Source organism: Aurantivibrio plasticivorans (assembly GCF_055392955.1).
The window spans coordinates 1,772,215-1,788,137 of the sequence record NZ_AP036020.1 but is presented as its reverse complement, the minus strand read 5'-3'; the positions used below and the strand labels follow the sequence as shown (position 1 = coordinate 1,788,137).

At 47.6% G+C, this 15,923-nt stretch carries 11 protein-coding genes; all 11 read left to right on the top strand.

What is annotated here, in order from left to right; genetic code table 11:
- Entirely contained in the window at positions 1-906 is a 906-nt protein-coding gene (locus ACZ5NB_RS07955; protein ID WP_460232572.1) for a cation efflux transmembrane domain-containing protein, read from the top strand.
- 151 nt (positions 907-1,057) lie between these two features.
- Complete coding sequence (locus tag ACZ5NB_RS07950; RefSeq protein WP_464107902.1) at positions 1,058-1,621, top strand: hypothetical protein; 564 nt, start codon at positions 1,058-1,060, stop codon at positions 1,619-1,621.
- Between the two features lie 457 nt (positions 1,622-2,078).
- Positions 2,079-3,353, top strand: a complete 1,275-nt coding sequence (locus tag ACZ5NB_RS07945) for a TolC family protein (RefSeq protein ID WP_460232568.1) — start codon at positions 2,079-2,081, stop codon at positions 3,351-3,353.
- A gap of 55 nt (positions 3,354-3,408) precedes the next feature.
- Positions 3,409-4,308, top strand: a complete 900-nt coding sequence (locus ACZ5NB_RS07940; protein ID WP_460232567.1) for an efflux RND transporter periplasmic adaptor subunit — start codon at positions 3,409-3,411, stop codon at positions 4,306-4,308.
- Positions 4,309-4,317: 9 nt separating this feature from the next.
- Positions 4,318-7,431, top strand: coding sequence for an efflux RND transporter permease subunit (locus ACZ5NB_RS07935; protein ID WP_460232566.1), 3,114 nt, complete (start codon positions 4,318-4,320; stop codon positions 7,429-7,431).
- Positions 7,432-7,556: 125 nt separating this feature from the next.
- Positions 7,557-9,458 (top strand): FTR1 family protein, encoded by a 1,902-nt coding sequence (locus ACZ5NB_RS07930; protein WP_460232564.1) that lies wholly within the window; start codon positions 7,557-7,559, stop codon positions 9,456-9,458.
- 227 nt (positions 9,459-9,685) lie between these two features.
- Positions 9,686-10,042, top strand: a complete 357-nt coding sequence (locus ACZ5NB_RS07925) for a hypothetical protein (RefSeq protein ID WP_460232562.1) — start codon at positions 9,686-9,688, stop codon at positions 10,040-10,042.
- 61 nt (positions 10,043-10,103) lie between these two features.
- Complete coding sequence (locus ACZ5NB_RS07920; RefSeq protein WP_460232560.1) at positions 10,104-11,375, top strand: TolC family protein; 1,272 nt, start codon at positions 10,104-10,106, stop codon at positions 11,373-11,375.
- A gap of 54 nt (positions 11,376-11,429) precedes the next feature.
- A complete protein-coding gene (locus ACZ5NB_RS07915) occupies positions 11,430-11,705 on the top strand; it encodes a hypothetical protein (protein WP_460232558.1) in 276 nt (91 codons plus the stop codon).
- Entirely contained in the window at positions 11,705-12,793 is a 1,089-nt protein-coding gene (locus ACZ5NB_RS07910; protein ID WP_460232556.1) for an efflux RND transporter periplasmic adaptor subunit, read from the top strand. Before ACZ5NB_RS07915 ends, ACZ5NB_RS07910 begins: the two co-directional genes overlap by 1 nt.
- Positions 12,794-12,803: 10 nt before the next feature.
- Positions 12,804-15,920, top strand: a complete 3,117-nt coding sequence (locus ACZ5NB_RS07905) for an efflux RND transporter permease subunit (protein WP_460232555.1) — start codon at positions 12,804-12,806, stop codon at positions 15,918-15,920.
- Positions 15,921-15,923 lie beyond the last annotated feature (3 nt).

Genomic DNA, 15,923 nt, shown 5'->3' with positions numbered 1-15,923 from the left:
ATGACCGAAGACTCGAAGACTTGTGGTTGCAACGCTAGTCAAGAAACGTCATTGCAACCTGAATCGCAAGCAGCAAGTAGTGCTCACGCTGAAATGAGCCACCTGAGCGTATTTGACGTTCCTAAGATGGATTGCCCATCCGAAGAGAACTTGATTCGTACGGCTTTTGCTAGCTTTGAAGCAACCGTCGTATTCGAATTCGACTTGCCCGGACGCAAGGTGCATATATATCACCCTGATATGGCGGATAAAGTGGAAAAAGCCTTGAAGTCTGTTGGCCTCGGCGCAACCTTGGTCTCATTCGAGTCAGTAGATCACAATGCGGTTCAGGCTGCCTTGGAAGCCACAACAATCAATGAAACGCGTGAATATCAAGTATTAAAATGGCTGTTGGCCATTAACGCGGCCATGTTTGTACTTGAGCTCGGCGTGGGCATTGTGGCGCAATCGACAGGGCTTATCGCCGACTCACTGGATATGTTCGCCGATGCGGCGGTCTACGGCGTGTCGCTATATGCAGTGGGCAAGGCGGCCACGCTTAAACTCAAAGCGGCTCACTTTTCGGGTTGGTTGCAGATTGCACTTGCTCTGGGTGTTCTATTGGAGGTTGTCAGACGCTTCCTATATGGAAGTGAACCGGTCTCGGTGCTCATGATGAGCTTTGGCGCCGTGGCCTTGATAGCGAATATTACCTGTCTCTTGTTGATCTTCAAATCGCGAAACCAAGGCTCCCATATGAAAGCGAGCTGGATATTTTCTGCCAATGACGTGTTGGCCAATGCGGGAGTGATAACAGCGGGAATTCTAGTGGCGGTGACAGGGTCTCAAATGCCAGATTTGGTCATCGGCCTATTAATAGCAGGCCTGGTTATGTGGGGGGCGGTTCGCATCTTGCGACTGAAATAAACGCGATATGGTCAATACAATGCGACAACTATTCACCAAAAAGAAGTTGACACTCTTGCTCATCAGCGTCGTGCTCAGTGCTTGTGTTAGCAACAATCGGCCAAACAATATCACCTCTATTGGTATCGAGGACTTATCTCAAAAAAAGGCAGTGAATGCCATTATTTTTGACAATATAAGCCCCGCAGCACAGGAAAAAACAAAAAGTTTCGATCAGGCGGCCAAAGATATAACCAATGCTTTAAAGGAACTAGCCAAGGGCAATAAAATACGCCTAAATAACACAGCCACATATGCTGGGGATTGGCTCGATGTTGCTGATCTGCATTTCAATGACGCAGACTATAACTGGACCCTAAGGTTTTGGGACTCAAACCTACCTAAGTTAGGCTTTCAAAACTTTTCAACAGACATAGATTCCTCCATCGAAGTGCATTTCCGTTATTGCAAGGAACGAACGATACAATTTGCGAATATTTCTGAATCTCAATTATTGAACGATCACAATTATTGGTTAAAACATTTTTACCCTGCAGCGATACATAGCCTGTATTTATTGATGAAAGGCAATATAGAACTAGCCCCCATTCAAGTAAAAGCCTATGGCGGCAGGCTGGTTAACGGCACAAAACTAGGGGAGAACGAAGACTTTATTTTTGTGTTAAATGGCGAAACCGAAATCTATATTGTGCCCAAGTTAAATATGAATTCTTAACATCCTATTATGTATTTTTTAATCGAAACCTAGTGGCAGCCCTGATGGTAAAACCCACCCTAATATATTTGATGCTCGTATTGACGGTTTTTCAGTCAAGTATCGCTATGGGGGATGTAGACCAGATAACACTGTCAGGCTCTGATAATTATTCAGTTAATAATACTCTAACTGGGTTCGACGAGATGGATCCGACTGAAACAAATATTGATCCGCTTGAAGAGGAACACGACTGCAGTCACTGCAGTCTTTGTCATGGGCATGGCTGCCTCGTAATATTAGTTAAATCGTCGGGTTTTTCGCTTCAAAAAACGCGCACAGATGTTCCTGATTATCGCAAAAACTTCTCCTCTGAAATACCTAGCCCTCTCCAGCGTCCTCCGATCTCCTGATCCTAATTGATACACACCACTCACTCCGCTAGCGCGGAATAGATTGACTTAATCAGGATCATTTTATGCTATTTAACACCACACTTAATGGGTGTCGGTCGATTTGCCTGTCAGCTATAGTTTTGGTCGCAGGTATATCCGCGTCTCCTAGCTATGCAAGTGCTGACCCCGCTCTTACATTAAAAGAAGCGATTACCCAGACGCTAGAACGGAACCCGCAGCTATATCAGTACACCTTCGCTACTGAAATGTTTGAAGCTCGAAAGCAAACCCACTCTTTGCGCCCAGCAATAGAACTCGAACTCGAAGTAGAAAACTTTGCAGGGTCCGGCGATACCCAAGGGTTTGAAGGTGCAGAAACCACACTACAACTCTCATCGGTTATTGAACTAGGGAGCAAGCGCAAGGCGCGTATGTCCCTAGTAGATGCTCGAATCAATAAAAATCATTGGGAACAGCAAGCAGCTACATTGGATGTCTTGGGTCAACTGACCCAAGTATTTATCGAAGGCTTGTCAACGCAGGCAAATATCGACCTTGCTAACAACTCGTTGGATCTGTCGCGATCACTGTTCAAGGCCGTACAAACACGAGCAAAGCAAGGCGCGACACCTGAAGCCGAGGTTATGCGTGCGCAGGCTGCGGTCATTCGGGCGGAGCTTCAATTAGCCGCGTTGACCTCAAAGCTTCAACGACAAAAAATACTGCTGGCACATTTTTGGGGAGAGACATCTCCCGAATTTAGTCACCTAAATGGAAGTTTATTCGAATCTGGTAAGAGCGAGAGTTTCGATCAGCTTTATGCGCGCATTAAAACATCGCCTTCTCTTCAGGTGTTTGCGAGTGATGCACGAATAAAAGACGCGGAAATTACTTTAGCGCGCACAAATAGTCGTAGCGACATTACCTGGCGTGCGGGCGTTAGGCGCTTTGAAGAAACGGGTGATTCTGCGTTAACCGCCGGCCTGTCAATACCACTGTTTGCATCCAAGCGAAATCGGGGTGAAGTTAAAGCCGCACTCGCTGAACGCAACGCCATCGTGTATGCCAAGCAAGACTCCCTCCTGCGCTTACATGCAAAACTTTTCCAAGCTTGGTCTCTGCGAAACCAAAACATGGACGCTGTGATGAAGATGGAAGACACGGCCATCCCCGCTCTGGAAAAGGCATTTCAATCAACAAAAAAAGCGTATGAAAACGGACGATATCGATATCAAGATCTCGTCGCCGCACAGGAAGAGTTACTCGCGACAAAACAAGCCCTTATTGATGCCGCCACGAATGTGCAGATAAGCCAGGTACTGATCGAACAGTTAACCGGTGCATCGATCTCTCGATAAACCGTTTTGAACAATTTAAATGACCCATCAATACATGGATCAAACAGGACTAACAATGAATAAATACTTACTCTCACTACTTCTATTGCTTGGCGTTTTAGCGCCGATTCAAACCATCTTGGCAGATGACGACGATGATGATGATGAATATGAAGAAATTAGTCGAATTAACGACGAGTTATCTACCAAGGTAGGCATTGTTACCGCAAAAGCAACTGCAGGGACAATCAGTCAAACCGTTACTGTTTATGGCAGCGTGACACAAGCGCCTGAGAACAGTCACGAAATTTATGCGCGCTTCCCCGGCATCATCAAATCAGTCAACGTTGCAATCGGTGATACTGTTGAAAAAGGGGATCGCATCGCGACCATTGAGTCAAACGAAAGCTTAAAAAGCTATCCGATACACGCGCCAACATCTGGGATCATTGTGCAACGCCATGCGAACCCAGGTGAACCAACTCAAGAACGGCGGTTATTGACGATTACCAACCTGGATACGGTGTGGGCGGAGTTCCGTATTTACCCGGAAAAGCAGGCAAAAGTGAGCGCCGGACAGCCTGTTTCTATCACCATCAACGATAAGACTATTCGTTCCGTTGTAGCTCACCTGATACCGGTAGAGGGTAAACCTTATGTGCTTGCTCGCGTAAAGCTTGAAAACAGCGAATTAAACCTGTCACCCGGTCTGCTTGCCAAAGGGAAAATACATACCAATGAATTTGACGTCTCTTTAGCGGTAACGAAAGACGCCGTACAAGAATTGGGGGAACGATTAGGTGTGTTTGTTAAAGAAGGTGAAGCTTATGAGTTTGCGCCTTTGGTACTAGGGAAATCCGACGACAATTTCATTGAGGTTGTTTTAGGGCTGGAACATGGGGCCGAATATGTTTCAGAAAATAGCTACTTAATCAAAGCGGATATTTTGAAATCCGAAGCTGAAGACGACGACTAGGGGTGCATTATGATTGAATCAATTTTGCGCCTCACGATAGAGAGGCGTTTTCTATTTTTAAGTTCTATTTTGGTGATTGTCAGTATTGGCGTGTGGAGTTATCAAAAACTTCCCATCGATGCAGTACCGGATATCACCAATGTACAGGTACAAATTAATACCTCGGCACCGGGCTATTCGCCTCTGGAATCAGAACAACGGATCACCTATCCCGTTGAAACGGCTCTCGCCGGCTTACCCAAGCTTTCGCACACGCGTTCTTTATCTCGTTATGGCTTATCTCAAATCACAGTGGTATTTGAAGAAGGCACCGATATCTATTTCGCTAGAAACCTGATTAATGCGCGCCTTGGTGCGATTAAAAGTGTGTTACCTGCAGGGCTGGAGCCAGAGATGGGCCCCATATCAACGGGCCTTGGTGAGATATTTATGTATACGGTTCAAGCAGATCCGTCTGCGCGCATGAGTAATGGCGAGCCGTATACAGCCACTGCGTTACGAGAAATTCAGGACTGGATTATTAAACCTCAGCTCGCCCAAGTAAAAGGCGTAATTGAAGTTAATAGTATTGGTGGCTACAACAAGCAATACCATGTGATGCCAACCCCGGAAAAGCTTTTATACCATCAGGTCAGTCTCGAGGATGTTGCCGATGCTTTAAGGTCAAATAACGATAACCGAGGTGCCGGCTACATCGAAGCCAATGGCCAACAATTATTGGTGCGTTCTCAAGGTCAATTAGGCACGATTGAGGAGATTCGTCAGGTCATCATCAAACAAAATGATGGTGTGCCTGTGAAAATAGACGATGTAGCAGAGGTTGCCATAGGGAAGGAACTCCGTACCGGTGCCGCAACGCGGAATGGAGTGGAGACAGTACTGGGAACCGCCATGATGTTGATTGGCGAAAACTCACGTACAGTGGCACGAGATATCGCGCTTAAACTGGCGGATATACAAGCCTCACTGCCAGAAGGCGTTATTGCGGAAGCGGTATACGATCGTACAAGCCTGGTTGATAAAGCCGTTAAGACCGTAAGCAAAAATTTATTGGAAGGCGCGCTACTCGTTATTGTTGTTTTATTTGTATTACTGGGGAATATACGTGCAGCACTGATCACCGCTGCAGTCATTCCTTTGGCGATGCTGATGACGATAACGGGCATGGTAAAAACAGGCGTGTCTGCCAATTTAATGAGCTTGGGAGCGCTCGATTTTGGTTTGATTGTCGATGGCGCTGTAATTATCGTTGAAAATTGTATCCGACGCTTGGCTGAAGCACAGCATCAGAGTGGACGACAAGATCTTCGTGAACGACTGAATACGGTATTTGAAGCGACTTCTGAAGTGATACGTCCAAGCCTGTTCGGTGTCGCCATCATTACCATCGTCTACATCCCGATATTTAGCTTGACTGGCGTTGAAGGAAAAATGTTCCACCCGATGGCTGCGACCGTCGTGATGGCGCTAATTTCTGCCATGATATTGTCGTTAACGCTGGTTCCTGCAGCGGTCGCGGTGATTATGAATGGAAAAATTAGTGAAAAAGAAAGCGTCGTCATCAGCGCAGCCAAATCTGTTTATCGTCCGTTACTGCTTGCCACACTCAAGTTTCGCTGGGTGGTCGTATCAGGTGCAGCTCTCCTTGTGGCGTTTAGTCTTTGGCTGGCGACCACCCTAGGGTCAGAATTTGTGCCGCAGTTAAACGAAGGTGACATTGCTCTTCAAGCGCTACGCATACCCGGTACAGGCTTGGAACAATCTGTCGAAATGCAGGAGGTTCTGGAACAGCGCATTAAAGCGTTTCCCGAGGTCGATAAAGTCTTTGCGCGTATAGGGACACCCGAAGTAGCCACTGATCCCATGCCGCCAAGTATTGCAGACATTTTTGTAATTCTAAAACCCAGAAGTGTATGGACAGAACCATCAAAAACAAAGAGTGAACTACTTGAAGAAATTGAAGAGGCACTGTGGCAATTACCCGGCAATAACTATGAATTCACGCAACCCATACAAATGCGTTTTAATGAACTCATTTCGGGTGTGCGAGCTGACCTGGGGATAAAGATTTTTGGTGATGACCTAGATCAACTGACCTTGACCGCAAAAGACATTCTTCAGGTTGTCACTACCGTTGAAGGCGCGGCGGATGTCCGAATGGAGCAAGTGGAGGGATTACCATCCTTGTCAGTGAGCCCTAAACGAGAAACACTCGGCCGCTATGGGCTAAATGTAGTTCAACTACAGGACTGGATTGCTGCAGCAATAGGCGGTGAATCAGCGGGTGTTTTATACGAAGGAGATCGTCGCTTCGAGCTAATCGTGCGACTTCCCGAGTTCCTCAGACGGGATATCGAAGGTCTTAAATCCTTACCTGTTCCTCTTCCCAACGGCGACTACGTCCCTCTGGAAGAAGTGGCGACTCTCAGTATTGCGCCGTCTCCAGCACAAATTAGTCGAGAAAATGGGAAACGACGTGTTGTGGTAACTGCAAACGTGCGCGGGCGAGACCTTGGAAGCTTTGTCAGTGAGGTAAAACAGCAAATTCGTGACCAAGCCGATATCCCTCCAGGCTACTGGTTAGATTACGGCGGCACCTTTGAACAGTTGGAATCGGCCAGTCAGCGACTATCCCTTGTGGTGCCACTCACTCTGATAGTGATTTTGGGTTTGCTGGTCATGGCCTTTGCATCACTGAAAGACGCATTGATTATTTTCAGTGGTGTGCCACTCGCGCTCACTGGTGGCGTGTTATCACTGTATTTACGTGATATGCCGTTATCGATCTCGGCTGGCATCGGGTTCATCGCTTTATCAGGGGTAGCCGTTCTGAATGGCCTGGTGATGCTCGCTTTCATACGTCAACTTTGGCATGAGACGGGAGAATTGACCCAGTCCATCGTAGACGGAGCCATGATCCGACTACGGCCAGTGTTAATGACGGCACTTGTCGCAAGTTTGGGGTTTGTGCCGATGGCACTGAATACCGGTACCGGTGCCGAGGTCCAACGCCCACTTGCGACTGTTGTGATTGGAGGAATTATCTCCTCAACTCTCTTAACCTTGCTCGTACTTCCAGTGTTGTATCAGTGGGTACATCGAAAAGATGTTAAGCAAGGCTAGCAGAAATCCCCCCCCTCTTCAGCCGTGGAGGGGCATCTATAAGCGGGGTGTTGACTCTATACTAGCTATAGAGCTTATAATCGAGATTAATTCTCATTCCACTTATAAACCCCTGAGGTTGTATCGTGTTTTTTCCTTGGTTTAATGGCTCTAAAGTTCACACAGCAATGTTGCTATTGATATCAATACTATCGGTCAATTGTATTGCCAATACACAAATACCAGACTACAGGCAGATGGCTCAGTTGGCCGAATATATAGGCGTGGACTATCCAGAAGCAATCGATAGTGGTGAGATTATCAATAATGCGGAGTATCAGGAAATGCTGGAGTTTTCCGGTATCTTGATAACACAGGCAAAGGCATCAAAGGTAAGTGCACTCGCTTCCAAGGCAGAAATATTGGAAGCGGCCATCAAGGAAAAGAAAGCATCTTCAGTAATACAACAATTGTGTAACGAGCTACGTTCTGAACTATTGGAGCAAATGCCTCAAGCGGTACTGCCTCGGCAACTGTTGCCAGAGCCTGAAACCCAATCTCTATTTCAGCAACAATGCTCAACCTGTCACGGCCGCCAAGGCAAAGGTGATGGCCCCACTAGTATTGGGCTAGAACCACCGCCCACAGATTTTACCGACAGAACGCGCGCGATGAATCGTTCCATTCTCGGGTTATACGATGCGATATCCAATGGCATCGATGAAACAGCCATGGTTGCTTACGACCAACTGGGCGAAGAGCAGCGTTGGTCGCTGGCTTTTTATGCGGGAAGTTTGGCTTTTGAAGAGGTTAAGGTCGAGTTTGCGAAATCACCAAATGTTACCTTGGAGGATTTGATCAATAATAGCCCAACGCAATTAGCTAATGGGGATATCGACGAGCTTGAAAAAGTTGCGCGACTTCGCGCTTCACCCAACTCGCTTTTTTCATATTCCCCTTCCCCCCTAGGTATAGCTCGAAGCAAGTTGTTAGCAGCTCGCTCCGCCTACGAAAATGGTCAATTGGAGAAAGCGAATCACCTCGCCGTGAGCGCATACTTAGACGGGTTTGAGTTGGTGGAAAGCAGCCTCGATACACGAGACTCAAACCTGAGAAGGCAAATTGAAGCCAATATGATGGCACTTAGGAAGCTATTTAGAAGCACCACGAACCGTGAACAACTAGAAACGAGCTTGGACACTACTCTGGCCCAACTCGAAAGTGCTGAACAGCTCTTGTCTGCAGAAGGCTTATCTAACGCGACCTTATTTAGTGCCAGTTTAATAATACTGCTCCGTGAAGGCCTAGAAGCCCTTCTGGTTACGCTTGCACTGGCGATGGTGTTGATACGTTCTGGACGAGCCGACGCCCTCAGATACGTGCACGCAGGTTGGGCCACAGCACTCCTAGCTGGAGGACTAACCTGGTGGGCTGCGCGTGAACTTATCGGTATCAGTGGTGCCAGCCGTGAAGTAATGGAAGGCGTGGCCGCCCTGACTGCCGCTGCAGTGTTATTTTACGTGGGCGTTTGGATGCACAGTAAAACTCATGCAGCACAATGGAAAGCTTATATCCAAAAACAGGTCACTCAGAGATTAAAGGCCGGCACACTTTGGGGGATCGCCCTATTAGCGTTTATCGCGGTCTACCGAGAGGTCTTTGAAACAGTGTTGTTTTACGAAGCCCTTTTAACACAATCGCTACCTTCTCAAACGCCCACAATTATCAGTGGATTCTTAGCAGGAACACTTTGTTTAGCGGTGGTAGCGTGGCTGACAATCCGTTACTCAGTTAAACTTCCGATTGGTCGATTTTTCTCCGTGACGACTTATCTGCTGGTTGGACTATCTTTTGTGCTGATCGGTAAAGGTATTATCGCTTTGCAGGAAGCAGCAATCATCGGTATCTCTCCGCTGCCTATGACTTTCGAGCTAGACTGGATAGGACTGAAATCAACGTGGCAAAGCCTCCTAGCTCAAGCCTTAGTCATTGCTGTATTTGTTGCTTATACAATCCGCTCCAGACTTTCCAGAATCCAGGTCATGTAATGAAAAATATTCCCAGCCGATTAAGCGGGCTAGATAAAGATGTATTGGCCAGGCGTGGTCATTGCGGGAACCCTTGTGGCGCTGACGGGTCTCAAATACCGAACTTGATCATCGGTGTTATCATTGGGTTCATTGTTTTAAACGGCGCCCGACGTATACTTTTGCTAAGATGATCGAGTGATAACCCATTTAATAGAATCACATAACGAATGAATTAGAATTGTATAATGAGCAAACGTTTCCTGACATATTTTATCCTTGCACTGGTGGTGTTCCAATCCGCCGCAGGGATTGCCGATGCGCATCAGTCGCATCAGTCAGGCACGGAGCATCTCACTTTTGACGATCATCAGCATTCGCACGAAGATGTCGAGGTTGATCATAAATTAGTTGATGGAGCAGGCGGTCAAGAAAGGGACTGCCACCATTGCTGCCATTGTCATGGTCATTTTAGCCCTGCAGTTTTAGTTAAACCCTCTGGGTTCGTCTTAAATAAATCGTCCACATCCAATACGGATTACAGCGAAAACTTCCCATCTAAAGTCATTAACCCGCTCTTACGCCCTCCGATCGCACACACCTAATTCAAGCCCTTATTTTAATTTCGCGAAAGCGGAAAAATTAGACTTAATTTAGGATCAAGTTATGCGATTTATTACACTTATTGGGTGTAGAAAGATCTGTGTGATTGTGTTTATCCTCGCTGGAGGTTTACTACCACCAGTTGGATACGCTAGCACTGACACCCCGCTCACACTAAAAAACGCGATCACTCAGACCCTCGCGCAAAACCCACAGTTATATCAATACCGGTTTGTAAATGACGCTTTAAAAGCTCAAAAGCAAACGGGTGCACTACGCCCCGCAATGGAGCTCGAGTTAGAGGTAGAAAACTTTGCGGGTTCAGGTGCATTTAAAGGACTCGATAGTCCTGAAGCCACACTGTCACTTTCTTCCGTTATTGAAATGGGTGGAAAAAGAAAAGCACGCATGTCTTTGGTGGATGCTCGAATTCACCAAGCGGAATGGGAACAGCAAGCCTCTACACTGGATGTACTCGGTGAACTGACGGCGAGCTACATCGAGAGTTTGGCAACCCAAGCCAACATTCGGCTGGCAGAAGAATCATTGGCGCTATCCCAGTCATTACTAAAAACTGTCAAAAGGCGCTCAAAGAAGGGAGCAACACCCGAAGCGGAAGTCATGCGCGCTCAAGCGGCAGTTGCCCGCGCTGAGATCCGCCTTGCTGCGTTAGTGGAGCGGCTAGAACGTCAGAAAGTGCGGCTTGCGCGTTTTTGGGGAGATACCACTCCGGCCTTTAGTTCTCTGGAGGGAAGCCTATTTGCATTTGGCTCAAGCCAAGGATTCGACCAGCTGTATGCGCGAGTGAAGACATCACCCACTATTCAGGTGTTTGCGAGCGAGGCGCGAATCAAAGATGCAGAAGTGACGCTGGCACGCGCCGGTGGTCGCAGTGATCTGACCTGGCGTGCGGGTATCAGACGCTTTGAAGAGACTGGCGATTCAGCATTCACCGCAGGGCTCTCCATTCCCTTATTTTCAAAAAAACGAAACAGCGGTGAAGTTAAGGCTGCCCTGGCAAACCGCAACGCCGTGGATTATGCCCGGCAGGATCTTCTTTTACGTTTGCACTCCCAACTTTTTGAGGCCTATTCGCTTCGACGGCAAAGCATCGCGGCCGTGAATAAAACCGAAAATGAGATCATTCCAGCGCTTGAAAACGCGCTCAAACTCACACGTAAAGCTTATGAAAACGGGCGCTATCGATACTTGGATTTGATTGCTGCCCAGGAAGAGCTGCTTGCTACCAAGCAAGCACGTATCGATGCAGCATCGACAGCACTTATTAGTCAAGCATTGATAGAAAAGCTGTCCAGTGAATCGCTTAATCAATAATTCAATCCATTTTATTCAGGTTTGATCACTATCAGGCCTTAGGAATTTATGACCATGAAAAAATCAATTGTCACAGTACTCACGACGCTAACCGTTATTTTAAGCAGCTTTGTTTTAAGTACGTATGTTCACGCAGCGGAAGAACATAACCACGACCATCAACATGAAGAAAGTGGAAACCATAAAAAACATCACGCTGAAGGCGATCAAGAGCAACATGAAAAGCATGTCGATCACGAAGAGAAATCTAAAGATAAACACGTTGAAGATCATGACCACAACGATCACGCCGATGACCATGTGAATAAAAAAACAAAGGAGAATAAATAATGAAAGGCTTAACTACTTTGTTTTCTTATTTCAAACCTAAAAGCAAAACACCTTTTTTAGGCGTACTGTTTGCTTCGGCATTTCTGTTAAGTGCACTTTCATTAAACGCCTGGTCGGAGGGTGACCACGAACACGAGCATGAAGCCAATGAACAACATGCACCACATCATGAAGACGGTGACCATGATAAGCACGAAGATCATGTTGATCACGATGAAGACGAGCACGATCATGATGAGCATGGTCATGGAAATGATGACGAAGATGAGCACGGACACGGCGAAGCTTATGGCAGCCGCATCGATAGCGACATGGCGCAACAAGTGGGCATCGTTACCGCAATCGCCGGCTCACAAGAGCTCCACCAAACCATCACTGTTTACGGTAACTTGGTCTCGGGGCCAGAACAACTGAGTCATGTACGTGCACGCTTTGAAGGTCTCGTTAAGTCTGTTCAAGTTACTATTGGCGATACTGTAAAAACCGGTGACGTATTGGCAGAAATTGAATCCAACGAAAGCCTTAAAATTTACAAAATCCGCTCACCTATTTCTGGTCGTGTTGTTCAACGGCATGCCAACAGTGGTGAAGTGACTCAGGATCAAATTCTATTTTCTATCGCCAACTTTGACACTGTTTGGGCAGAGCTGCGCGTTTATCCTGCGCAACAATCCTCGGTCGCAGAAGGTCAGTCCGTGCATGTTTTGACAACCAACGGACGCGTTGAGTCTAGGGTCAAACATGTTGTGCCGTCGATGGACTCCCCTTATCAATTGGCGCGCGTCAAGCTGGACAACAGCAAGCACACCTTATCTCCGGGCTTGATGGTGGAAGCCCAATTAGAGATTGGTCGCTTTCCCGTCTCCCTTGCCGTTGCGAAAGATGCCGTTCAAAACTTGGGTGGCCGCCAAGGCGTATTTGTTAAGCGCGGCGACGAATACACCTTTACACCCCTTGTGCTAGGTCGTGGAGACGATCACTTTTATGAAGTCATCGATGGCCTTGAGAGTAGCGCTGAGTACGTCAGTCAAAACAGCTATTTAATTAAAGCCGATATCGAAAAATCCGAAGCTGAACACGAACACTAAGGGGCGCACCATGATTGAATCTATCTTGCGCCTAGCTATAGAAAGGCGCTTACTGCTTTTATGTTTTATTTTTGTCATCGTCGGTGTGGGTGTGTGGAGTTATCAAAAGCTCCCGATTGATGCGGTACCCGATATCACCAATGTTCAGGTACAAATCAATACCGCTGCTCCGGGTTACTCACCATTGGAATCGGAACAACGCATAACCTATCCGGTGGAGACTGCGCTGGCCGGCTTACCCAATCTATCCTACACGCGATCACTGTCACGTTATGGTTTGTCACAAGTTACGGTCGTGTTTGAAGAAGGCACGGATATCTATTTTGCCCGCAACCTAATTAACGCTCGACTGGGTGCGATCAAAAGTGTCTTACCGCCTGGGTTGGAACCCGAGATGGGCCCCATATCCACCGGTTTGGGTGAAATCTTTATGTACACCGTGCAAGCCAAACCTGATGCCCGCATGGCCAATGGCGAACCCTACACCTCAACCGCATTGCGAGAAATTCAGGACTGGATTATCAAACCTCAGCTCGCCCAGGTGAAAGGCGTGATAGAAGTTAACAGTATTGGCGGCTACAACAAGCAATACCACGTGATGCCTGATCCCACCAAATTGCTGCTCTACAAAGTCAGTATTGAAGAGCTTGTGCAAGCCTTGCAAGCTAACAACGATAACCGTGGCGCGGGCTATATCGAAAGAAATGGCCAGCAACTTTTAGTTCGTTCGCCCGGTCAGCTCGCAACGACCGAAGACATCGGCAATGTCATCATTACAGAACATGACAGCGTGCCGATCAAAATCAAGGATGTCGCTGAGATTGGAATTGGTAAAGAACTTCGCACAGGCGCCGCAACACGCGATGGTGCTGAAACGGTGTTGGGTACCGCGATGATGTTGATCGGCGAGAATTCGCGTACGGTTGCTCAAGATGTAGCGAGCAAACTCGACAATATCCAAGCATCATTACCGGAAGGTGTGGTGGCGGAAGCCGTCTACGATCGCACCGCACTGGTCGATAAGGCCATTGCTACGGTGTCCAAAAATCTGATGGAAGGCGCGCTTCTAGTTGTCGTGGTGTTGTTTCTCTTGTTAGGAAATATGCGCGCTGCATTGATCACTGCGGCGGTCATTCCATTAGCCATGTTGATGACAATTACTGGCATGGTGAAAACCGGCGTGTCGGCCAATCTTATGAGTTTGGGAGCCCTCGATTTCGGATTGATTGTTGATGGTGCGGTGATCATTGTTGAAAACTGTGTTCGCCGCTTGGCCGAAGCTCAGCATGCGAATGGCAGACTGCAAGACTTACGCGAGCGTCTAAACACGGTCTTCGAAGCAACATCCGAGGTGATTCGCCCAAGTCTGTTTGGCGTGGCCATTATTACCATCGTTTACATCCCGATATTCAGCCTAACCGGCGTTGAAGGCAAAATGTTCCACCCGATGGCTGCAACTGTGGTGATGGCCTTATTGTCTGCCATGGTGCTGTCGTTAACGGTGGTGCCTGCGGCGGTTGCCGTGTTTATGAATGGCAAGATCAGTGAAAAAGAAAGCATCGTTATCAGCAAAGCAAAATCTGCCTACAAACCCTTGCTTAACCTCGCTTTGAAATTTCGCTGGGCAGTGGTGAGCTTTGCCTCAGTACTCGTTGTGTTTTGTTTATGGTTAGCTTCCACTTTAGGCTCCGAATTTATTCCACAATTAAATGAGGGGGACATCGCACTGCACGCCATGCGTATTCCAGGTACTGGTCTTGAGAAAGCCGTGGAGATGCAAGAAATCCTTGAACAGAGAATCAAATCCTTTCCTGAAGTGGATAAGGTCTTTGCCCGTATCGGCACAGCGGAAGTGGCCACCGATCCTATGCCACCCAATGTTGCAGATAACTTTGTGACATTGAAGCCGCGAAGTGAATGGCCAAATCCAACCAAGACGAAAGCTGAACTCGTTGAGGAGATAGAACGCTCGGTGGAGGAACTCCCAGGAAACAACTATGAGTTCACCCAACCCATTCAAATGCGCTTTAACGAGTTAATTTCGGGCGTGCGTGCGGATCTGGGCATTAAGGTGTTTGGCGACGACTTGGACCAACTCGTCATAACCGCCAACGACATCCTGGGCATCGTTAACGCAATTGAAGGCGCGGCCGATGCTCGGGTTGAACAAGTGACTGGGTTACCAACGCTTTCCGTGATACCGAACCGTACTGCGTTAGGCCGATATGGCTTAAACGTTGCCGAACTTCAAGATTGGATTTCCGCTGCCATTGGTGGTGAATCCTCCGGCATTATCTACGAGGGTGATCGACGCTTTGAATTGGTGGTTCGCTTGCCAGAAACAACACGTCGCGATATCGATCGCTTAAAGTTTTTACCCGTGCCTTTGCGAAATGGAGATTACGTGCCACTCGAAGAAGTCGCCACCTTGGATATCTCACCGGCGCCTGCGCAAATCAGTCGTGAGAATGGTAAGCGCCGCGTTGTGGTAACAGCCAATGTTCGCGGACGAGACCTGGGCAGTTTCGTTAAAGAGGTACAAGCCAGCATCCGAGAAGAAGCGGATATCCCACCGGGCTACTGGTTGGATTATGGCGGCACCTTTGAACAACTGGAGTCAGCCAGCCAACGCTTATCCATCGTCGTACCTATCACCCTGTTGGTAATCTTAGGTTTTCTCGTTATGGCCTTTGGCTCGCTTAAAGATGCACTAATTATTTTTAGTGGAGTACCTCTCGCACTAACGGGTGGAGTTTTATCGCTCTATTTACGAGGCATGCCCCTTTCTATTTCAGCCGGTATTGGTTTTATCGCTCTATCCGGCGTAGCGGTATTAAATGGCCTTGTGATGCTCGCCTTTATTCGGGACCTTTGGCATGAGAAAGGCGACTTAATTTTGGCAGTTACCGAAGGCGCAATGATTCGTTTGCGACCAGTCTTGATGACAGCACTGGTTGCAAGCTTGGGCTTTGTGCCGATGGCACTCAATACTGGTACCGGTGCGGAAGTTCAGCGCCCACTTGCCACAGTGGTGATCGGCGGCATCATTTCATCAACACTCTTAACGCTACTCGTTTTACCGGTGCTGTATCACTGGTTGCATAAAAACGAAAAGGTTAACCAATAACAA